19 protein-coding genes are annotated in these 20,183 nt (G+C 69.8%); 4 read left to right on the top strand and 15 right to left on the bottom strand.

Going from position 1 to position 20,183, the window contains the following annotated elements; translation table 11 throughout:
* A partial coding sequence (tap, locus tag ACFVYK_RS20440) for a telomere-associated protein Tap (RefSeq protein WP_389775802.1) occupies positions 1–2,033 on the bottom strand: 2,033 nt, incomplete at its 3' end.
* Between the two features lie 121 nt (positions 2,034–2,154).
* Between tap and ACFVYK_RS20435 the strand changes: the two genes are divergently transcribed.
* Positions 2,155–3,984 carry a zeta toxin family protein gene (locus tag ACFVYK_RS20435; protein ID WP_389775799.1) on the top strand — a complete coding sequence of 610 codons (1,830 nt, stop codon included), beginning with the start codon at positions 2,155–2,157 and terminating at the stop codon, positions 3,982–3,984.
* On the opposite strand, the gene ACFVYK_RS20430 is transcribed toward ACFVYK_RS20435, so the two are convergent.
* The gene (locus tag ACFVYK_RS20430) at positions 3,951–4,229 is read right to left on the bottom strand and encodes a hypothetical protein (protein WP_389775796.1); all 279 of its coding nucleotides are present in this window, start codon (positions 4,227–4,229) and stop codon (positions 3,951–3,953) included. The two genes, ACFVYK_RS20435 and ACFVYK_RS20430, sit on opposite strands and share 34 nt — an antisense overlap.
* Positions 4,230–4,433: 204 nt before the next feature.
* Between ACFVYK_RS20430 and ACFVYK_RS20425 the strand changes: the two genes are divergently transcribed.
* Positions 4,434–7,106, top strand: coding sequence for a tetratricopeptide repeat protein (locus tag ACFVYK_RS20425; protein ID WP_389775856.1), 2,673 nt, complete (start codon positions 4,434–4,436; stop codon positions 7,104–7,106).
* Between the two features lie 40 nt (positions 7,107–7,146).
* Here ACFVYK_RS20425 and ACFVYK_RS20420 read toward each other — a convergent pair whose 3' ends face one another.
* The gene (locus ACFVYK_RS20420; protein ID WP_389775793.1) at positions 7,147–7,344 is read right to left on the bottom strand and encodes a hypothetical protein; all 198 of its coding nucleotides are present in this window, start codon (positions 7,342–7,344) and stop codon (positions 7,147–7,149) included.
* Positions 7,341–8,873 (bottom strand): hypothetical protein, encoded by a 1,533-nt coding sequence (locus ACFVYK_RS20415; RefSeq protein WP_389775791.1) that lies wholly within the window; start codon positions 8,871–8,873, stop codon positions 7,341–7,343. Before ACFVYK_RS20415 ends, ACFVYK_RS20420 begins: the two co-directional genes overlap by 4 nt.
* 257 nt (positions 8,874–9,130) lie before the next feature.
* On the opposite strand from ACFVYK_RS20415, the gene ACFVYK_RS20410 reads away from it, so the two are divergent.
* The gene (locus ACFVYK_RS20410) at positions 9,131–9,691 is read left to right on the top strand and encodes a hypothetical protein (RefSeq protein WP_389775853.1); all 561 of its coding nucleotides are present in this window, start codon (positions 9,131–9,133) and stop codon (positions 9,689–9,691) included.
* Positions 9,692–9,714: 23 nt separating this feature from the next.
* The gene (locus tag ACFVYK_RS20405; RefSeq protein WP_389775788.1) at positions 9,715–10,617 is read left to right on the top strand and encodes a DUF4231 domain-containing protein; all 903 of its coding nucleotides are present in this window, start codon (positions 9,715–9,717) and stop codon (positions 10,615–10,617) included.
* Between the two features lie 83 nt (positions 10,618–10,700).
* Here ACFVYK_RS20405 and ACFVYK_RS20400 read toward each other — a convergent pair whose 3' ends face one another.
* The 11 genes from ACFVYK_RS20400 to ACFVYK_RS20350 all read right to left on the bottom strand — a co-directional run bounded on the left by ACFVYK_RS20400 (position 10,701) and on the right by ACFVYK_RS20350 (position 20,183).
* Complete coding sequence (locus ACFVYK_RS20400) at positions 10,701–11,795, bottom strand: hypothetical protein (RefSeq protein WP_389775785.1); 1,095 nt, start codon at positions 11,793–11,795, stop codon at positions 10,701–10,703.
* A gap of 72 nt (positions 11,796–11,867) precedes the next feature.
* The gene (locus tag ACFVYK_RS20395) at positions 11,868–12,095 is read right to left on the bottom strand and encodes a hypothetical protein (protein ID WP_319104912.1); all 228 of its coding nucleotides are present in this window, start codon (positions 12,093–12,095) and stop codon (positions 11,868–11,870) included.
* A gap of 665 nt (positions 12,096–12,760) precedes the next feature.
* A complete protein-coding gene (locus tag ACFVYK_RS20390) occupies positions 12,761–13,138 on the bottom strand; it encodes a PIN domain-containing protein (RefSeq protein WP_389775782.1) in 378 nt (125 codons plus the stop codon).
* A complete protein-coding gene (locus ACFVYK_RS20385) occupies positions 13,135–13,398 on the bottom strand; it encodes a hypothetical protein (protein WP_389775779.1) in 264 nt (87 codons plus the stop codon). Before ACFVYK_RS20385 ends, ACFVYK_RS20390 begins: the two co-directional genes overlap by 4 nt.
* 66 nt (positions 13,399–13,464) lie before the next feature.
* On the bottom strand, positions 13,465–14,346 hold the full coding sequence (locus ACFVYK_RS20380) for a hypothetical protein (protein WP_389775776.1): 882 nt from the start codon (positions 14,344–14,346) through the stop codon (positions 13,465–13,467).
* Between the two features lie 101 nt (positions 14,347–14,447).
* Positions 14,448–15,335: a DciA family protein gene (locus ACFVYK_RS20375; RefSeq protein WP_389775773.1), complete on the bottom strand. Its 888-nt coding sequence runs from the start codon at positions 15,333–15,335 to the stop codon at positions 14,448–14,450.
* Between the two features lie 9 nt (positions 15,336–15,344).
* On the bottom strand, positions 15,345–16,829 hold the full coding sequence (locus ACFVYK_RS20370; RefSeq protein WP_389775850.1) for a transcriptional regulator: 1,485 nt from the start codon (positions 16,827–16,829) through the stop codon (positions 15,345–15,347).
* Positions 16,830–17,620: 791 nt separating this feature from the next.
* A complete protein-coding gene (locus ACFVYK_RS20365; RefSeq protein ID WP_389775770.1) occupies positions 17,621–17,920 on the bottom strand; it encodes a helix-turn-helix transcriptional regulator in 300 nt (99 codons plus the stop codon).
* A 226-nt stretch (positions 17,921–18,146) separates the two neighbouring features.
* The gene (locus ACFVYK_RS20360) at positions 18,147–18,689 is read right to left on the bottom strand and encodes a GNAT family N-acetyltransferase (RefSeq protein WP_389775767.1); all 543 of its coding nucleotides are present in this window, start codon (positions 18,687–18,689) and stop codon (positions 18,147–18,149) included.
* A gap of 22 nt (positions 18,690–18,711) precedes the next feature.
* Positions 18,712–19,173: a PPC domain-containing DNA-binding protein gene (locus ACFVYK_RS20355; protein WP_389775764.1), complete on the bottom strand. Its 462-nt coding sequence runs from the start codon at positions 19,171–19,173 to the stop codon at positions 18,712–18,714.
* A gap of 29 nt (positions 19,174–19,202) precedes the next feature.
* Positions 19,203–20,183, bottom strand: a complete 981-nt coding sequence (locus tag ACFVYK_RS20350) for an asparaginase (RefSeq protein WP_389775761.1) — start codon at positions 20,181–20,183, stop codon at positions 19,203–19,205.

The following is a 20,183-nucleotide window of genomic DNA, read 5'->3' as shown; positions in this document are numbered from 1 at the left end:
GTGCCCGGCGCGGGCTTGCCCTCGTCCGTGTACGGCAGGACGTCCAGCGGGCTGGGGCCGGTGGAGGGGTAGACGATGGCGTCGGTGCCGATGGCGACCGGGTAGAGGTCGGCCGCGGCGGCGGTCTTCATCAGCTTGCGGTGGATGCCGACCCGGAAGTTGGCGAGGGCGGCGGCCCGGATGTCGGGGCGCCACGTCTCCCGCTTCAGCGCCGGCCACGGCTCGTAGTACGGCACCTGGCCCCGGTTGCGCTGCCTCAGCTTGCCGATGCCGCCCTTCGCAGTCGCCTTGATCGCCTTCACCAGCAGCGCCAGCGTCGGGTCCACCTGCTTGGAGCGGGCCATCGCGTCCAGGAACTCCTGGCCGCCCATCGCGGTGGTGACGCCCAGTTCCTCCATCACCGCCACGTACGCGTCGCGCAGCCGGTTGTACCAGGGGTCCAGGTAGCGGCCGTTCTCCATGCGCACATGCGCCTCGATCGGCGCGACCTCGAAGCCGAGCTCCACCGCGTACGCCACGGTCGGCGTCGCGTACCAGGCCGGGCCGGTGGGCCGCTCGCCCGTCGGCGTGAACGGGCTGGGCAGCCGGTCGCCGTCGACCGTACGGCCGTTGATCTGCACGCGGGACAGGTCGATGTGGCTCAGGTCGACCAGCCACGAGCCGGGCAGCTTCGGGTCGAACGCCGGACGATCGAGGCGGGTGGGGCCGCCCAGGCCGACGGTGAGGCCGTTGACGGCCGCCGCGAACGCGAGGTTCACGTCGATCACCACCAGGTACGGCTTCATGCACTCGTCATCGGTCAGCTCGCGGCACCAGTCGTACGGCTCCTCCATCAGCATCTGGTCCGGGGTGCGCAGGTGGTGGCGCTCGTACTTGCCTTTGAGCAGCGGGTGCTCGTCCGGGACCTCGCACTCCACGTGCTCGTACACCGCCGTCAGCGCGTCCGCGTTCTTCGCGGGCTTGAACGCGCCGGTGGCCTCGTCCTTCTCCGCACGCGTCGGTGGCCGCAGCGCGGTCATCAGCTCGAGGCCGGTGGTCGACAGGGTGCCGCGCGGCGTCGTCACCAGCTGCGCGTACATGCCCAAGTACCGGGCGAGGTCCGCGGGGTGCATGGTCGGGATCTTCGGGTCGTTCTTGTCGTCCCACTCCCGCGCGTCCAACGCGTTCCAGGACGGGATGCACAGCTGCACGCAGCGCCGCTTGGAGCCCTCGGGATCGCGGTAGACACGCGCCCACGGCCCGAATCCGCGCTGGGTGAGCTGCAGTTCAGCCTTCTTGATCTGCTTGACCACCTTGTGGCTGTCCGGGAGTCGGCCCGCACGCCGCTCCTCATCCGACAGGGCGGCGGGCAGGCCGTAGCGCTCCAGCGCGGACGGGGTGAGGACCAGGACGGGGTCGGCGTCACGGCCGTTGCGGTGCAGGCGGGCCTGACCGAGGCGAGCTTCGGTGATCGTCCAATCGACCAGCGCGGGCAGCGACTTGGCGGACACGTCCAGGACCAGGCCGCCGACGCAGTACGCCGACACCTGCCCGTCCTCGCAGTCGACGACCGCCAGGGGCCCGTTCTCGAAGCGCGGGTCGACCGCGGCCGCCGTGGCGGTGGTCTTCTTCGCACCCGGGCGCCGCGACGTCGACGTCGACCTGGTGGTGCTCGCCGCCGGTCGGGCGGGCGGCTTCGCGGCGGCCGGCGCCGACGCAGCCGGGGCCGGTGCCGCCGGGACGGGTTCGGCAGCGAACGTCTCCGGCAAGGCAGGTTCGCCAGGCGCCTCGCTCTCGGGGGCGGGGAAGCGTTCGGCCAGCTTCTCCAGGAGCTTCGCGTAGGCGGCGCGCTGCGGCGGCCGCGGCTCGGTCCGGCCAGCCTCCCAGTTCCCGACCGCCTCACGGCGCGTGTCGAGAGCCTTCGCGACCTGAGCCTGGCTCAGCCCGGCAGCCTCGCGTAGACGCCTGCGCTCGGCAGGCGGCGGCAGGTCGTCTTGGGCGACCTGTTCCAGCAACGCGTCCACGTTGCTGAGCAGCTCGTTCTCAGTGGGCACAGAGCTCACCTCCACTAGACACCCTACACCAATCGCGCATTGGATCGCTCATCGATTCGCACATAGATCGCTCATGATGTTAGGTTGATCGCGCAGCGCGGGGCGGGAGACAGGAGGCGTGGTGCCAAGACGAGATGGGGGCTCGGTCGTGCTCTCCGAGCAGGAGAGCTTCGACGTGCTGCACCGCGTGATCCTCCCGGCTGCGACTCAAGACGCCGTCGCCCAGCCCCGACCGGTCGTGGTCGTCGTCGCCGGGCAGCCAGGCGCCGGTAAGACGTGGATCGCCGACCTCGTCCAGGCGGTGCTGGACCGGCGCGGTGGCGCGGTGCGGGTCGGCCGGGACCTGTACAAGCCAGTCCACCGTCACTACGCCCACGCCCTGGCGGCCGACGTCCGTACGGCCGGAGCCCTGGTTCGCCCCGACACCGCGCAGTGGCAGGCCGCCGTCGAAGCCCACGGCCGCGAGAAGGGCTTCGATGCCGTGGTGGAGTCCGCGCTCGCCGACCCGGACGACTTCCGCGCCTCCTCCACCGCCTACCGCGCGGCCGGCCACCGGATCGAGGTCGTCGCCGTGGCCACCTCGGAGGCCTTGAGCCAACTGGGCATCGTGGACCGCTTCCTCACCGAGGCCGCCACCGGCGGCGGCCGGTACGTGTCCTGGGAGAACCACGACAGCTGCGCGAAGAACCTGCTGAACACCCTGGCCGTCATCGAGGCCGAACAGCTCGCCGACCGCGTCACCGTCGTACGGCGCGACGGCACTCTGCTGTACGCCAACGAGCTCACGCCCGACGGCGACTGGCGTCGCCGCCCCGCGGCGGACCGGGCGGTGCGGGTGGAACGGGCGCGGCCCTGGACGGCGCCCGAGACTGCCGTCTTCCGCCGTGAACTGGCCCGCACCGACCGGCGCGTGCACACCGAGCTGACCGAAGAGGACAGGCGCCTGGCTGTACAGCGCGACAGCGAACGCGCGGCCGCCTGGTCCGAGCCGGTCCGCCGAGCCGCACAGCCCACCGCGGCGCCGCCCGGGGTCGCCTACCACCGGCTGTCCGCCGACGAACACCGCTGGATCTTCGACGAACTGATCACCCCGACGGTTCTGGCGAACGTCACGCCCCGGGACGATCCGCGCGCCGTGTACGTGATCGGCCAGCCCGGGGCGGGCAAGCTGCTGGCCGCCAGGATGGTCCGGCGCGCGATGCGGCCCGGCACGACCAAGCTGGTCGGCGACGACTTCAAGGCCGCACATCCGGACTACCGCCAGATGCTCCGTCAGGATCCCCGCGGCGCCGGCGCGGCCATCCGCACCGACTACAAAGCGTGGTTCGCTCAGGCGGAAGAGTACGTGCGCACGCGGCGCGGCGACCTGCTCATCGAGTCCGCCCCGGGCAGCGCGGACGATGTCCTCGACAGCGCCCTCGCCTGCTCCCGGGCCGGCTACCCGGTGGAGCTGGTGGTGCTGGCCGTGCGGGAAGCGGACAGTCGCCTGGCCACCGCCCTGCGCTACGCCCGGGCCCTGCAAACCGGAATCACCGGACGGTTCACCACCCGCGCCGGGCACGACCGCTGCTACCAGGCCGTCGCCGACCTCACGGCGGCCGCCGAAACCCACCCGGCCATCACCGCGGTGACGGTGATCCGCCGCGACGGCCACGCCCTGCTGCGCCAGGAGCAGCCCGCCGCACCCGGCCGGGCCTCATGGGCGCTGGCCGCCGAACGGCAGCGCCCCTACACCGAGCAGGAAGCCGCCCACTTCATCCAGCTCTACCAAGGACTGCGCAAGGCCCTGCCCCAGCACCGCGACGAACTGGACGGCATCGCCACCCTGGCCCGCCCCCTGATGCCCGCCGGGTTCCAACGTCTGCGGATCGCCGCGCACCGCCCGGACATACGGCTGCTGCCCCTGCCGCGGACGGTCTACGACTCCAGCTCCCTCAGCCGCGCCGCGTAGAGCGCAGCAAGGCGGTCCTCCTCCTCCTCCGAGTCGGCCTCCTCCAGACGCTGCAGGTCCTGGTAGGCGGCCGTACGGCCCGCCGTCAGCTGCGCAAGGCGCTCCTCATCGGGCAGCGGGGCCCGCCGCGCGGCAGCGATCTGCTCGGTGTACCAGTGCACTACCTCCTGCACGATGTCGGCCGCATGCTGGTCCTCGCCCCCGCCCAGGCCGGAGAAGTCGGGCTGATCCGGTGTGCCGGGCATGGCAAACCCCTCACTGTTCTGATCTTGATCGGATGGGTCATTGTCCTCCCGGCCCGTCTGCCCGGTTCGGTGCCGCCACGCGCCCCGAGGTGCTGGCAGGCCTGAATCCGTCGCCCGGTCGGGCCGTGGCAGCGGGGCGGGCTCCCCAAATCCCGCAGGGCGGGCATAGGTTGACCTGCGAGTGATCATTTTTCGGGGGTGGATGTGACAGGCGGCCGGGATCTCAGGGCACTGTTCAGCACGAACGACCGCAGCGTGCAGGCCGCGGAGGCCTTCACGAACCGCGCCTCGCAGTGGGAAACGGTCGCGGCCGCGCTCACCGAGCACCTCCAGCACGTCGGTGCCCCCGGCTTCGACCCGGAGGACCTCGAGGCGCCCCGCAATCACGTGCTCGTCTTCCACGGCGTGGGCGGCATCGGCAAGACGACCCTGTCCCGGACGCTGGAAGCGGCGCTCGCCGACGCCGGACGCCGCCCCTCCCAGTGGGGCGCGCCGGGCTGGTCGGCCGACCGGATCCTGCCCGTACGGATCGACCTCGCCCGCTCGACCGGTACCGACTTCGAGCAGATCGTGCTGACGATCCGGGCTGCCCTCACCAAGGTCGGGCGCCCGCTGCCTGCCTTCGACCTGGCACTGCGCCGCTACTGGGAGGCCAACCACCCCGGCGAACCGCTGGAGGAGTACCTGCGCCGCGCCGGGCTGGGCTCCCGGTTCGGGCAGGCGCTGCCGCAGCAGATGCAGTCCGCGCTCGCCGACGTCGCTCAGGCGCTCATGCTGCCCGGCACCATCGGCTCGGTTGTCGGCCAGGTCACCGGCGCCCTCATCGGTGCGCTGCGCGAACGCCGCCAGACCGTACGGGCCCTGGCGGGCTGCGCCCGGCTGGCGGACTTGCTGGAGGCCGAACCCGACCTGGACGCCCTGTCCTTCTACCCGCACCTGCTGGCGTGGGAGCTCGCCCGCCTCCCCGACGGCAAGAAGGTCGTGCCGGTCGTGCTGCTGGACACGTTCGAGGACATCGGCGACCGCACCCGCCGCGACCTGGAACGCCTCATCCAGCGAACGGTGTGGCTGCTACCGAACGCCTTCTGGGTGATCACCGGCCGCTCGCGCCTGCAGTGGGCCGACCCCGCCCTGCAGGGCCAACTCGACTACACAGGCCCCGCCGCCTGGCCCGGACTCGCCCACACAGCAGTGCCCGCAGCCCGCACCCCCGCCAACGCCGGCGCGGCACGGCAGGTGCTGATCGGCGACTTCTCCCCCGAGGACTGCGACGACTACCTCGCCCGACGCCTCACCCGCGACGGCCGGCCCCTGATCGGCGAGAACATCCGGCAGGTCATCACCGCCCGCTCGCACGGCCTGCCCCTGTACCTCGACCTGTCCGTCGCCCGGTTCCTGGAGCTGCGCCGCAGCGGCCGCACCCCGCAGCCGGCCGACTTCGACCACGACTTCCCCGCTCTGGTCTCCCGCACCCTGTCCGACCTCACCGCCGACGAACGGCACGTCCTGCGCTCGGTGAGCCTGCTGGACGCCTTCGACGTCCCCCTCGCCACCCGGGCCGCTGGCCTCGCCCACGAAGGCCCCGCCCAGCGGCTGACCGAGCGGCCCTTCGTCCGCGACAACCCCTTCGGCCTGTGGCCCTTCCACCTCCACGGCCTGATCCGCTCCGCCGTACGCAACGCCGAAGACACCACCGACGACCGCTGGACCGAACGCGACTGGCAGCAGGCCGCCCAGCGGGCCTTCACCGCCCTGGGCGAGCAACACCAGGCCGCACTCGGACCGGACCGGCTCCTGCTGATCGCCTTCCTGCGCCAGGGCCTGCGCCTCGCCCGCGACCACCGACTGAACCTCGGCTGGCTCACGCCCGCCGCCTGGACCTACGTCAGCGACTCCGTGTGGGAACCCCTCGCCCCACCCGACACCGACAGCACCGGACTGGACACGGCCGCCGACGCCCTGGTCGAACTCCTCAGCGCGCTCGCACGCCGCCAGCACCAGCACCGCTCGCACACCGTCGCCCGTCTCACCACGGTCATCGACAGCCACCTGCTCCCCGACGACCTGCAGCACATGGCCCTGTACTACCGGGCCAAGGCCCACCGCGACCTCGGGGACAGCCCGGCCTCCCGTACGGGCATGCAGGCCGTCGCCGACGGCCAAGGCCGCCTCGCCCCTGCCGCCCGCCGCGGACTCGCCCATCTCGCCCGCATGGCCGGCGACTTCCCCACCGCCCTGGCCACCGCCCACACCCTGGGCTGGGAAGGCCGCCACCACCGCGTCGAAGGCGACATCTGGTGGCCCCACGGCGACATGGAGCGCGCCGCCGCCGCCTACGCCGCCGCACGCGACGAAGCCGAACACCACGGTGTCACCGGTGAGCGCGGCAACAGCCAGGCGCACCGCGCCTTCGCCCTCGCCTTCACCGACCCTGCCGTCGCCGACGACGAACTCGCCCTCGCTGAGCAGCTTCTGGCCGGCGTGGATCTGCGCGCCACGACCCTGATCACCCATATCGCGGCGCTCGCCCGCGACGCCGGCCGCACCGACGCCGACGTCGACGACCGCGCCCAAGTGCTGCGCGCCGAGATCCGTACAGCGGGCGTGACGTACACCGAGCTCGCCTTGGACCTCGCCCTCGCCTTCCACCACGCGGTCCGCGACGACCAGGACCAGGTGGCCACGACGATCGCCCGGCTGCGCGAGAACACCCGCGGCGGTGACTTCGCCTACTACAGCGACATCGCCGCTTTCATGGCCGACCTGCCCCTCGAGGAAGCCTCACCGACGCGCTGGATCGACGACGCCCATCACACGCGTCGGCGATGGCGAGGCCTGGTCACCGCCCGCCGCGACGACCTGCGTACTTCGCAGTGACCACGGCGCCGGCCCGGGCGTCCTGTTCGCCCGGGCCGGTTCAGCCGATCACGGACCGAGCGAAGGCGACAGTGCCGGCGAAGGCGCCCCCAGCAGCCAGTACCGCGACAGCCCACGCGTTTCCTGCCAGCACGGTCAGCGCCCCGGCGGCCACGGCAATCTGCGTGCCCAGCATCAAGATGACCGCAGCACGCACCGTCATCAGCGGCTCCTGCGATCGATCGGACGGCGCACTCACGGAAGCTCCTGGAGGTTGTTCTCGCGCCTGCGCCACTCCTTGCCGAGGCGGTGCAGTTTGCGTCGGGCCCGCTCTCCTTGCGCCTCATCCTGCTGTACCAGGTCCGACGCTTTGGGCCACGTCATGGGGTGGTTCTCCGACCAGGCACGGACCAGGGCCTGTTCCTGCTCGTTGAGCCGGCCTGCCACGTAGCGCACCGGAGGGGTCTCGAACCGCTGTGCCCAGGGAACGAGGCGGGGGATCACCAGATCCTCCGGCCCGGGAACGGTGTCCGGCTGCTCCCAACCCTCCGGGATGTAACCGATCGAGGCGCCGTGGATCTGGTGATCGCGTTCAAAGTCGCAGCCCTGGCGGGCGTACCGGACCAGGACCTTGCGCACTGACTGATCGTCGGTGAGGTCGGCCTCCTGCTCCCATGCGCGCTCGAACATCGCCACAGCCAGGGCCTGACAGTGGTCCTCCAGCACCGGCCACAGACGCAGGCAGCGGCGCAGGAAGTCCTTCATCGGCTCCGTGTCGCCCTTCATATACGCGTCGAAGGCGTAGCGGGCCTCGGCAAGGACGGACGGCCTCAGTCGCTTCGCCCAGTCGGCGACAGACCGGACTCCGGCGAAAAGGTCGGCCATATGGCCACCGATGAAGTCCGCCATCGGCGCCAGGGTGCGTAGGACCTCCTGCATCATCCGCGGCACTCCCACCTGGATGGCGAAGCATGGTGCGAGCGTTTCTGCCAGCTTCGCCAGGCCGGGCAGTGGGGGAACCAGAGCCGGGAGACCTTCGAACACCGGGGCCAGGCCGAAGTGCGACTGACGAACGAGTTCACCGAGACCGACCAGCGGCTGGAAGGTGTCAGCCATCGATGCCAGGCGGGCGGCCGGTCCCAGCACGCTCGCCAGGCTGTTGACCTGCGGCTCGATTACGGACAAGGCCGCCCTGGCCGGGTTGAGTCCGTCCAGCAGTCCCAGCGTGTTCAAGGCGGAGGGCAGTACCGAGTTCACGGTCTCGGACAGCGAGAGGATTTGGGGCTGCATGCCGGCCATCGCCGACAGCGCGGCATTGTGGGCCGTCAGTCCGTCCAGGAGCGACTGGCCGACCATCTCTCCGATGTTGGGTAGCCGGGGAACTGCCAGCTCGAGGCCGGCGAGGGCCGGGGCGAGGCCGAAGTTCGCCCGCTCGGTGAACTCGCTGAGCATCGTGCTGAGGCCGATCAGCGGTTGGAGGGCGTCACTGATGCCGGACATGAAGGAAGCCGTGTCCACGACATCAGCCAGGCTGCCCGAGTGCAGGATGGCGTCGTCAAGCAGTGGGAAGACAGCGTGGTCCAGGTCGGGTCCGCCCATGGCCAGGTCGGGCCCGTCCATCGGCGCTGCGAGTCCGGCGTCGCCCGGCTCGTTGAGCGCAACGTTTTCGGGCGAGCCGCATCCTTGCGCTGAGGGAACGAGCAGCGCTCCTGTTGCCTCGGACGGTGCAGCAGCAGGCCGCTGATCGGCATCCTCGGGTGCCGAGTCCGGCGTTGCATCCGCAGGCATCTCGGGCCTCCTTTGTTGCTTGGGTAAGTCTGTTCACCTACCTGCAGCGGGAGAGAGCTGATCCGGCACTCATTTTTCCGACACCTGCTGTGATTCACGCCACACGGCACTGTCTGACGGCCCTCGCCTCTCATCAGCCCAGCACCCGCCGCTTGAAGGGGCTGGCCGATCATCCCCCTGACACCGCATCACTCCACGTGGCAGGGTCGGCTGCGATCACGAACAGCTGAGATACGGGGGCCTCCTTGGACACGCGGATGTGGAACGGTCTGGTCGGCGTCGCGAAGGAGACGTACACCGCCTCGCTGGGCGAAGGGGTCGTGCCGCGCCCGCTCATGATGCCGCTGGTGCGCGGCGAGCTGGTCGGGCTGATCTGGGTCCGCCCGCTCAAGGTCGGCCAGGACGCGCTCGCCGGGATCGCGGAGCTCGCGAACATCGCCGCCGCGGCCGGCGCGGACGAGGTCGTCCTCGCGTGGGAGACGCACGATGTCGCCACCGCCTGCGAGTTGCCCATCGTCGGTCCGGCACCGTGCCTGAACATGGTGCTCGCCACCCGCGCCGGGCACGTGTTGCACCAATTCCCCTACACCGAGCAGCTGCTGTCCCGCAGCTCCGATGGTTGGGCGTCAGTCGCCCCGGACTGGAGGCCGGCCCTCGAGCCGCAGCCCGGCGGCGAACTGGTGCCGCCGATCCAGGCTGCGGTGGACTTCTCCTTCACGCCCATCGAGCTGGACCACCCTGACCCGTTCGGCGTCACCGTCGTGCTGATGGAAGAGGACGGCTACCGCATCAGCCTGACCGAAGCGTTCGCCCGCTGACCCGGCACGGAGAGGAGGAGTTCGTGCCCCGCAGTCTCGACGACGATGCGCCCCGCCGCATGAGCGACGCCGAAGAAGAGCTCAGTGCCGAACAACGGCGAGCCGCAGCCAATGATCAGTCCACGCTGCGCGAGCTCCGGATCGACGTGAAGCGGATGGAACGGAACCTGGCGCGGCGAAGGCGGAGACTCCGCGTGATGCGCCTGGCGCTGGCCGTCGCCAGCGTTGCCTTCCTGACGGGCCTAGTGTGGACCGTGCTGGCTTGGGGCTCCCCCTCCAGGTTCCTCCGGGTCGACATCATCTGCGGCATCGTGCTGTTGATCTCCGGGGCGGTTGTCGTGATTGCCGCACCGCGCCGGGGCTCCCTCAGCCTGGCCAAGCTGGAAGACATCGTCGACAACAACCGCGACGTCCTGCGGTTCTTCAACTCTCGCAACCACCCGACGCTGGAGGAACGGCGCAATCTCTACCGCGAAGATGTCGCCGGGGTCATCGAGCAGCACCGGGACGATAGCCGCAAGTACCGCCTCGTCCACAACGCCCTGCAGAACCTCATCATGATCGGGTCCGCAGCCACGACCACCGTGGCTGCCCTGGACACACGCAACCAGTTCACATGGCAGAACATCACGATCGTCGCCATCGGCTTCACCGTCACCGTGGCGGCCGCCTTCACCGGCTACTACAAGTACCGCGAGCGCAGCTACTTCCTACTCCAGACCGCCGACGCCATCGAGGAAGAGGCCAACGCCTTCACGCTCGGCGTCGGCCCCTACAGCGACTTCGACGCGGACCAGGAGCAGCAGGCCCTGAAGCTGTTCACCCAGCGCGTTGAAGACCACCGCAACGAGCAGCGGCGCCGCCAGCAGCAGTTGGACCAGCCCGCCGACCAGGCCGTGCCCTCCAGCCAGCCGCCAGCGGCCTGACCCTGGCCCCAGCCTCGCCGCCGGGCTTCTTTACGCGCGGACCGTACGGACTTGGACGGCACCGCACCGCAGTGGGCCGGCTCCTATGAGGCGGCCCTCACCCGTCCCATCGCCTGGTCGCGGGGCAGGAAAGGCCACATGCTCATGCGGGGCATGACGACACCGTGCTCGTTGCGCATGGTGAGCTCGCCGTCGTCTGCCTGTTTCAGCACTTCGCCCGCGTTCTTCAAGGCCAGGGCGACCCGGGTCTGCAGGCGGGGCTGGAACGGCAGGGCGAGGGGAACAAGGGCGGCGATCGCGGCGGCTTCCGGGATCAGGTTGCTGGTGAGTTGGCCGATCACGCGGTTGAAGGCGGCATTGGATTTCTGCGGCAGCCGGACCCCGGCCTTGCGCATCGAGCCCAGCAGCAGCGTCAGCATGTCCTCGAATGCGTTGCGCAGTTCGATGACGTTCTCGTAGAGCGCGGCACCGGCCACCATCGGCCAGCGGCCGCGCTCCAACCGGTGCAGGAAGTCCTTGAGCAGCTTCATGTCGATGTCGCCGGCGTACCGGTGCTTCGGCTCCACCCGGGCGAGCAGCTTGCCTCCCGCGACGCCCTCCTGCCAGGACGAGCGGCTCAGCTCCCTGAACCACTCTTCCTGGCTGCGCAGTGAGTACACGCCGCAGCCGACCAGGATCTGGTAGAGGATCTTGGCGCGCAGCGGGCGGTCGCCTCGCAGCACGGCGCCGTAGGTGACGTGCGAGTAGCCGGGCGCCTGACGGGCGAGCTGGCGGTGGCTGAGCTCGTTGAAGTCCAGCAGCGTCTGGAGCAGCTGACGCAGCTCGGCTTCGTCTGCAGGGCTGGTGGGTGTCAGTACGCCGGTGCGCTCCCACCGGCGCAGCGCCTCACGGCTTAGGTCGCCGACGTGCCCGGCTTCCGCCAGACGCAGGCTCTGCCAGCGGTCGTTCCACTCGTCAGGGTCCCCGCCGCAGGCCAGTACGTAGCTGACGACGGCCGACCAGGTGGGCAGCTTCTTACCCGAGTGTGCGTTGGACAGTGTCGCAGCCGAGACGCGTGCGTGCTGGGCCATCAGCGCCAGCGGCGGATCGCCGACCTTCTTGCGCAGCGCCTGGAGATCGCGTGCGAAGGCCACGAGCGGGTCGTCGGTCTGCGGCAGGGGGTTCATGGGGCGGGCCACGGCATCCACTCCTTCCCGAGCCCGAAGTAGGGCCGGGGCCCGTCGTGTCGACGGGCCCCGGCAGGCTTCAGGTCACAGCAGACGCTGACGCAGTTCGGCAGCCAGCAGACTGCCGGCGCCCAGTACGGCGAGAGCCTCCTCCAGCTTCATCCCGCGAGCGAGCAGGACGACCAGCGCGGCCAGAAGGATGACCAGCAGCAGTAAGGAGACGAGCGGCGAGGCCTTCGCGGCGCTCGCCGGGATGTGCGTGCACGGCCCGTTCTGCTCAGCAGGAACGGGCTCAGGAAGCAGGAACGACAAGGAAGTTGACTCCCACCACGAGACGACAGGTTCGACAGTGCTCCGGACAACGTGCTCAAGTGCCTTGCAGGGCACAGAAGTTCACCGCCAGCGGTTGCAGCCACAGAACGGCGAATCCCACGTTACCCAGGCTTACGCCTGATACCACCGATTCAGTTCCCACTGGAGGCAACCTTAAATAACAGTCCGCTCTGTTATTTAAGGGGTGGAACGCAATTGTTCAGAGGATGGTTCGGGTCCGCATTGAATAACCCTCCGAGATCACGTTCGATCTCGGTGAACCCGCAGGTCAGGTGTCAGATACGACTTAATTGGCAACTAAGTGCCTACAGTCGCTTGCGGAGGTCAATTATCCCCCTCATGCTTGGACTCGTTCTCACGTGCGCGTGACGCGCGCGCCACGGCGCGCCCGTACGCGTACGAAAGAGGCCAGGTCCAATGCTCCGGACAGGCACCGCAGAACGCTGGAGGAACCCTGTTGCAGCAGGGCCCCTCCCCAAGGTGGCAACGACTTGCAGGTCGGCCACTGGGCTTCCTTCCGTCCGACGATGACGACTCTCGTGGGACGAAGGGCGTACCACAAGAGGCAGGGCCCGGCGGAATCGCCAGGCCCTGCCGTGCTCACCCGCGTGCATCCCGCCGACGGTCTGGCCGGCGCCAGGCTGTCATGGTTCAAGGGGGTTGAGCGGGCCGACCCCAGTGCCGATGTACAGCTCGGGTTCCAGCGACAGAAGGGTCGCCTCTTCACCGGCCTGAGCGGCCACGATTATGGACGACGCCGGATGCAGGATCCGCCAGTCCATGCGCCGCCATGCCCCGGCTACCACCGAGTGGGCGCTGGTGAAGTCGGTGACCGTGGTGAACCTGCGGTTCAGCACGTGCTGGCCGGCACCAGGCTTCTCGTGCTCGGCAGCCGCAGCCGACAGCGCCGGGATCACGATCTCGGCATAGCCGTAACTGGCCTCTACGTAGAGGCCGTTGAGGAATTCGTCCCCCTCAGCCAGCGCCCGGATACAGGTGTGGTCGAACAGGACACGGATCACGAGGCGTATCGCTCCCGCCCGAGGCCCTCGAGGAACGCGCGGGCCTGGGCGCGCGCTTGATCGCTCACCGTCACGCCGGTGGCCTGTCGGACCTCCTCCAGGGCCAGCTGCGCCCGCTGCTCACGCTCCTCAGCGGTCAGCTCCCGCTGCACCAGGTCCTCCAGGACGTTGTTCATCGTCGTCCCGCGCTCCTTGGCGAGGGCCCGCAGACGGTCCCGGACGGCCTCTGTCGTCTTGATGCTCGTGTCCTGCTCACCCATGCCCTCACTCTACCGCCGGTAGAAGAGATGGCTCCAGTGATGAGTTTCGCCCCCGGAAGGTCACCGTCACGTGTTCTCAGCGGGACGGTGCGGGCCGCCGAAGTCCTCGTCGGTGAACGTCCCGAGCAGTGGCTTGCCGGCGATAGGACGGGCGTGAGGTTCTCCGCACACGGGGCCGTGCTCACTGTCGGGAGTGACCCAGACGCCGGCCCACCGCGGGTGGCGGTCCGTGATGGGTAGCCCGCAGTCCGCGCAGAGCACGACGGGAACACCGTGCTTGCGCAGCAGGTCGACAAGTCCGGTCCGCTGGAGCTCGGGGACGTGGTCGTAGTAGCCGAGCCAGCCGGACATGGTCTGAGAGGTGTTCCACGCGGCGGTATCGCGGGTGTCCTCCCAGGTGGTGTCCGGGCCGACCGGGTGGAGAAGACGCCACCCGAACACCGGCATACCCGGTCCGTACGGTTCCGGCTCCTCACGGAAAGACTGCGGAACAGCCGCCGTGTAGTCGGGACGGAACTCGCGGATCTCAGCCTCCAGGACCGGCCGGATCACCGTGTGAAGGTCATCCAGGGCGGCAAGCACCCCGGCCTCCAACGACTCCCGCTCCTCCGCCTGGTGCCAGGCGCACAGCAGGAGCTCCTCAAGAGAGCCACCGACGAAGACGGCCTGTTCGACGGTCGCGGTCCCGTCGTCGGCCACGAGGACACGGTGGCGCATCCTCGACCCGTCGATCTCGCCTGTCCACTCCACGCGCTCGCCGGCCTGCGCGGCCTTCACCGCGTCAACGGGAGCGGAAAACCGTTCGGCGAAGGCCTCAAGCGGGTCGTTGCCCTCCTCCGGGGCGTCGTCCCAGTCCACGAGCCCCAGATCTGCGCGCTGGGCTGGAGCGGTCCGAACTGAGCCTCGCTTTCCGGGCGCCTTGCGGTCCTTCTTGCGCTTCTTCGGCATCCTCGTCAGTCTCCTTCACCTTCTCGTGGCCTTCGATCCTTGCAGTCGACGGCGGCCCTCACGCCCCGATCACCCGACCCGGCGATACCCGCAGCTTCTGGTCACGCCGTACGCTCCAGCTCCACCGCGACCGCCGCGCCCTCGAGGTGTCCCGCCGCAGCGCCCTCCTGCCGGGCCGCTCGCTCGGCACGGGCCCGGCGCAGGGCCAAGGCGCGGGTGGCCTCGGCTTCACGGCGGCGCTGGACACGGACCGCTTCGATCGGTGCCGGCAGCTCCTGCGAGGACACATCCGGCTCCGGGAACGCGCGGCGGCTCAGCTCGCGCATCGCCCTGGTCTGCCGCTCGACTGCTTCCGCGATGCCCGGGTCCACCCGCCGCGAGGGCGCGACAGCCTGGTGCGCGGCGAGCGCCTGGCGGTAGCCCTCGGACGCCATCTCCCGTGTCTTCACCGGCGCTTCGGGCCCGGCCGCGGCCGCCGGGACGGGCTCCGTCGTACGGGGCTGGGGCGCGGCGCCGACCGCCAGGACCCGGATGGTGCGCACGGCGTCGGTGCCGACCGCACTGTTCGCCGTGGCGACGATCCGGGCGCTGATCAGCCGCAGCTGGGTGGCGTAGGCGGACGAGTCGGGGCGCAGGTCCAACTGCCCGGTCTCCGGGTGGAACGCGACCGCGCCCACGTGGTCGGGCAGTTGCGGGGAGACGGCGGCCGCGATCTCCGGCCACCGGTCCAGCACGCTGCCGCCGGCGGCCGGGAGCTCCCAGGCCCGGTCGGCCATCAGGGCCTGGAGCACGGCGGCGAACCCGCTCGGCTCGCGTCCGTCGCGCCGCGCGACCTGCTGACGGCGGCGGCGCGGCGCGCGGGCCTCGGTGTCGCCGCGCTTCTTGGCGGCCGCGCGGGCCTGGTGCAGCGCGATGCGTGCGAGGTCGACGCCGGACAGCTCCGGGGCGTCGGCGGAGGACTGTCCGCGGGGGGTCGTCGTCTCGGTCATCTGGGCCTCCTACCGGTGGGTGATGGTCATGTGTGAGCTGCGGGCGCCGCTGGCCAGCTGCTGGGCGCGCTGCACCAGGTCCTCGCCGTAGATGCGCTTTGCGGCCTCGGGGCCCATGGCGTTGACGGTTCCGGTGATCAGGTCCGTCTCGCCCCGCATGTACTGGCCCCAGGCGGTGGCGCGCAGGTCATCCCGCTCCTGCTTGCTGAGCTCCAGCGGCGGAACCTGGTCGTCGGCGGCGTGGTCCTGGTGCTGGCGGCGGCCGCCGCTCGCCACCGCGCTGACCTGGGCGAACGCCTTCTCCACGTCGCGCTTAACGGCGCGGCTGGACGGGGCCTGCCAGTCGCCCTCGTGCCGCTCGGTGCGGGCGCGGACCTGCTGGATGCGGTGACGGCGCGCGGCTTCCTGGGCGCCGCGCCACTGCTCCACCGCTTCGGCCCGCTTCTCGGGGGTGTCCAGGACGTTCTCCGCCCCTGCCAGCAGCACGGCGAGCAGGCCGGAACCCCGGCGGACCTTGGCCGCCTCACCGCGGAAGTGCAGCCAGCCACGGACGTCGGTCACGGTCCATCCGGCATCAGCAACGTTCCGTGCCACCCAGGCGATCCGGGGCACCGAGCAGCCGCGCAGCCAGTCCAGCTCCTGGGTGAGCTGTCGGGCCAGCTGGAAGCGTCGTCCGACGGCGTTCAGCTTCCGGCGACCGCCGGCCTTCGCCTTGGACTCTTTCGGGATGGGTGACTTGCTCCCCCCGCTTGCGAGCTTGCTCTCAGGGGGGAAGGAAGTAGTACCCGCAGTGGAAACACTTGAGGTACTGACCTGCATTGGGGTGCAACGGACCTCATCCGAAACAGCCGTCACAACCCCCTGCTCAGCCCCCTTCCGGGAGCCCTTCGCCGGAGCCCTCGAGGACGACTTCTTGCGCGGCTTGCGGACCTTGCGGGCCGCCTGCTTCGCCAGCTTCGCCATCAGCTCCCGGCCGGCCTCCGCAATGCCGGTCATCGCACGCGTGTACGCAGGCGCGGCCTCGTCCCGCAGCGCCGTACGGATCCCCAGCGCGACGTCGAACTCCACCGGGATCATCCGCGCGAACTCGCTCGCCTGAGCCGTCTCGCCGGACACCCGGGTCCCGCGCACGATGTACGCGAGCAGCCCCGCCTCCCGCAGCATCCCCAGGTGGTACTCCACGCTGCGCTCGGACAGGCCGGTGCGGCGCACTAGGTACTCGATGCCCGGGCGGCACGGGAACAGCTGCGCGAGCTCCTGGGCGACGCGCACGGTCGTTACGCCGAACTTGCGCGGCCCGTGGGACCGGTACCGCCGCGGCTCGTACAGGCCGGACCCGGCGACCCAGTGGACCGCCTGCATCCAGGAGTAGCCGTCCAGCGCGATACGGCCCGTCGACGTCGATAGCCACTGGCTCGCCTCCGGCACGTACAGCGTCGCGGGCAGCACGGAGACCGCGACATCGTCGACCGACGGACGCGGGGCGGGAATCATCGCGGCGACCGGCGCCGCCACGGCGCTCACTGGGCACCCCGAAGAAAGGTCAGAACATGATCCATCCCAGGACCATGGACCAGATCACCTGTGGACAGAGTCTGCTCAGCCGCGGATACCGCCGACGCTCCCGCCCGGCGGTCAGGAATCTTGAAACCCGTCCCGCCCCACGGGAAGGAGACCTCGTGAGCGCCGCTCGGAGTGCCGATCGCGGTGGGCTCTTTGAGTGTGAAAACTGAAGCCCGAGGAACTTCCGGGCGAATGCCCTGAACTGCGCAAACTGTCGGAGCGTTTCTCGTCACGCGAGAAACGAGGATGGCTCGAACTGGTGTGAAACGGACAGAGTCAAGCTGACACGGGGCGCCAACGTGCTGCACTATGGCCAAGACACCTTTCAGATTCACGGACGCACCACCCCCCGCAACGCGGGAAGGCGCGACCAACGGATGTGAAGTTGTTGGCCCCCTCCGTGAGGAGCGGGCGCCGGACGGAACTGGGGAGCGGATCACCTCTCTCGGGTTGCGGTCGGACGGTCGGCCTCGAGGCCGACCGGTGTTCCAAGGCCCCTGGCAGGGCTGCGGAACGGGATCGCAGAAGCCCCCTGGCAGGGGCCCTGCGGTTGTGCAGTTGTGTTACTGAGAAATGAGCGGCTCGATGGGCCGCGGCTCAGGACCGGTGGCGTCCGGGATCTGAGCAGCCGCGCTGGGTGGCAATCCAGACGGCGAGACGGGCCGCGCGAGGCCAGAGGTGGCTAGTCCCCTTGATGGCGCGCGCGGCCGATGGCCGTTAGGTCATCCCGACCCCCTGGAATCAGAGGCCGGCGTCAACATGTCCGCATCCGGCTCAGCGGCCTGCGGGAACCGCTCCGCAAGTCGCTTGAGCAGGTGCATGTAGACCGCGCGATGAGGCCGCCGCGGATGGGTCTGCCCCAACTCCCAACGGGCCACCGCGAGGCGCTTCACGCCCACGGCGTCCGCGACCTCCTGCTGGGTGAGGCCCGCGGCAACGCGCAGCTGCTGCCGCACGCGCGGCGGCGGCAGGACGTCATCGAGTAGGGCGTCCACTCGCTCCAAGGGGTTCGCGTCGGACATGACCCAGCCTTTCAAGATCGATGAACTCCTGAAAGATACACGACGGGAGTGATCTTTGCCATTACCGACCGACCCCTGCCGTACGCGCGGCTTCTCCCTCGTCATCACTGCGCCTCCGGACCGAGGAACGACCACATGCTGACGCTGGCACCGAGGTCCTGCGGCGGCCGGGCCTGTTTCGGGTCCAGCTTGGTCTGGCCAGCGCAGTGCACGAAGCGTCCCGCCATCACCAGCTCCACTCATGGGCGAGAACGGAGAACAGCACGCTCTCTCGCCACGCCCCGTTGGTGAAGACGTGGTCGCGCAGCACGCCCTCGCGCGCGAACCCGAGCTGCTGCACCACGGCGATCGAGGCGGTGTTGTCCGGGCCGATCGCGGCAGAGACCCTGTGGAGCCCGAGCTCCTTGAACGCGTACGTGACCAGAGTGCGGGCCGCGTCCGTCGCGTAACCGCGGCCCCACTCCTTCGCCGCGATGGCGTAGCCCAGCTTCCCGGCCTGAACGCCGCTGAGCCCAATCCGAGCGAATCCGATCACACTGTCGGCGCCGCGCTCGGTCACCCCGAGGTAGAACTCGGCCCGAGGCTCCTGCTGAGCGCGCTCGATCGTTCCCTCGATCATGGCGACGGCCTGAGCACGGTCGCGGCTGTCGAAGCTGAGCCACGTCGTGACCTTGTCGTCGCCGATGATCGCCAGGACATCATCGACGTCCTTGAGGGCGAACTCGCGCAGGATGACCTTGTCGCTGGTGATGCGGATCGGATACGTCAACGGTGCGCTCCTCAGGTGTCCTTCATGCGTCGAAGGTCAGCAGCGGTACGTCGTAGAGGTCAGGGTTCTTGGGGCGGGTCATCACCGGGGCGGTGACCTCGACTACGAGCATTTCGACGAGGAACTGCACACGGGCGCTGAGCAGATGACTTGTGTGGCCGGTGGCCGATCGAGCCTTCTCTCCCAGGGAAGTGTGGATGTGCGGCAGGACCGAGTCCGTCTCAGCGTCGTACGCGAGTGTTCCGCAACCCATCGCCTCTACGCCGGTCAGATGAACCTTGCTCCACACCGGAGCTTCCGGGTCCTCGAGCTTCCCGCACGCACCGACGATCTCCGCCTCGGAGAACCCCGCGATGAACATGGGGATGTAGCCGTGCCGGACGCCGGTGCGGCGGCAGAACTCGGCAAGGGTGGGGAAGAAGTCGTCGCCGTGGTCGAAATTCACGGCGAAGGTCCGACCGGTGGTCAGTTCGTAGCTGCGCAAAGCGGGTTCCCGGAGGTTGTGGGGGACGGTTACGAGACGGCGCTGAAGGCCTGGGCGATCTGGTCCTTGTCGGCGGCGGTCATCAGGAGCAACTGCAGCAGGACGCGCGCCTTGAACGGGTCCAGTGTGCTGCCGGAGATCAGCCCGCGCCCGAGCAGGTCGGACTCGGAGCCGGGAAAGCCATAGGTCTGCCGGAGAACCGGACCCGATCCGGTGCGGCTAGCGAGGACGACGGGCATGCGCTTGGCGAGATCGCTGAGTGCATCCACGCACGCCATCGGGACATGCCCAGCTCCGAACGCTGCGACCACCAGGCCGTCGACGTGATCACCCAACACGGGCAGGAGCGTTCCATCGTCTCCGAGCCCGACGGTGAACACCGCGGTGCGCGCGGGCGCGGTGACACCATGCGGATCGATCACCGGGAAGGTGCTGGGGCGTGTCGTGAGCCGCACACGGTTCTCTGCGACGTAGCCGATCGGGCCGGGGTACGAGGTGAAGGCCGTGGGACTCGTGGCATGGGTCTTACGGACCCAGCGGGCAGCGTGGATCTCTTCGGCGAACACGACCACACACCCCGTGCCCCGCGCTTCGGTGCTGGCCGCGACACGGATTGCGGACAGCACATTCGCCGGACCGTCTGCTCCAGCCATACTCGCGTTGCGCATGGCGCCGGTCACCACGATCGGCGTGTCCCCGGAGCTGACGAGGTCCAGCAGATACGCAGTCTCCTCGATCGTGTCCGTCCCCTGGGTGACGACTACGCCGTCGACCGCGAGCGTCTCCACCTTGACGGCGAGCTCGAGCAGGTCGGAAAAGGCCAGTGAGGCACCGGGAAGCTGGCGGAAATCATGAACCTCCACGTGAATCCCCGTGCTGGCAAGCCCCGGTACGGCCGCGACAAGGTCGTCGGCTGACAGCGTCGGCGCCGCGCCGCCGTCCGTCTGGGCGGTCATCGCGATGGTGCCGCCGAGCGAGATCACCGCGACGCGCCGGACGTTGTCAGCCAT

The organism is Streptomyces sp. NPDC058291 (assembly GCF_042880855.1).
In the GTDB taxonomy this organism is placed as follows: domain Bacteria; phylum Actinomycetota; class Actinomycetes; order Streptomycetales; family Streptomycetaceae; genus Streptomyces.
Note: the sequence above shows the minus strand (reverse complement) of the source record. Positions and strands in the feature narration are given on the sequence as shown.

Coding starts and splice junctions, on each gene's coding strand:
- ACFVYK_RS20430 (WP_389775796.1), bottom strand. CDS start 4,229: ATGCCCGGCACACCGGATCAGCCCGACTTCTCCGGCCTGGGCGGGGGC.
- ACFVYK_RS20415 (WP_389775791.1), bottom strand. CDS start 8,873: ATGCCTGCGGATGCAACGCCGGACTCGGCACCCGAGGATGCCGATCAG.
- ACFVYK_RS20410 (WP_389775853.1), top strand. CDS start 9,131: ATGTGGAACGGTCTGGTCGGCGTCGCGAAGGAGACGTACACCGCCTCG.
- ACFVYK_RS20385 (WP_389775779.1), bottom strand. CDS start 13,398: ATGGGTGAGCAGGACACGAGCATCAAGACGACAGAGGCCGTCCGGGAC.
- ACFVYK_RS20380 (WP_389775776.1), bottom strand. CDS start 14,346: ATGCCGAAGAAGCGCAAGAAGGACCGCAAGGCGCCCGGAAAGCGAGGC.
- ACFVYK_RS20375 (WP_389775773.1), bottom strand. CDS start 15,335: ATGACCGAGACGACGACCCCCCGCGGACAGTCCTCCGCCGACGCCCCG.
- ACFVYK_RS20370 (WP_389775850.1), bottom strand. CDS start 16,829: ATGATTCCCGCCCCGCGTCCGTCGGTCGACGATGTCGCGGTCTCCGTG.
- ACFVYK_RS20365 (WP_389775770.1), bottom strand. CDS start 17,920: ATGTCCGACGCGAACCCCTTGGAGCGAGTGGACGCCCTACTCGATGAC.
- ACFVYK_RS20350 (WP_389775761.1), bottom strand. CDS start 20,183: ATGGCTGACAACGTCCGGCGCGTCGCGGTGATCTCGCTCGGCGGCACC.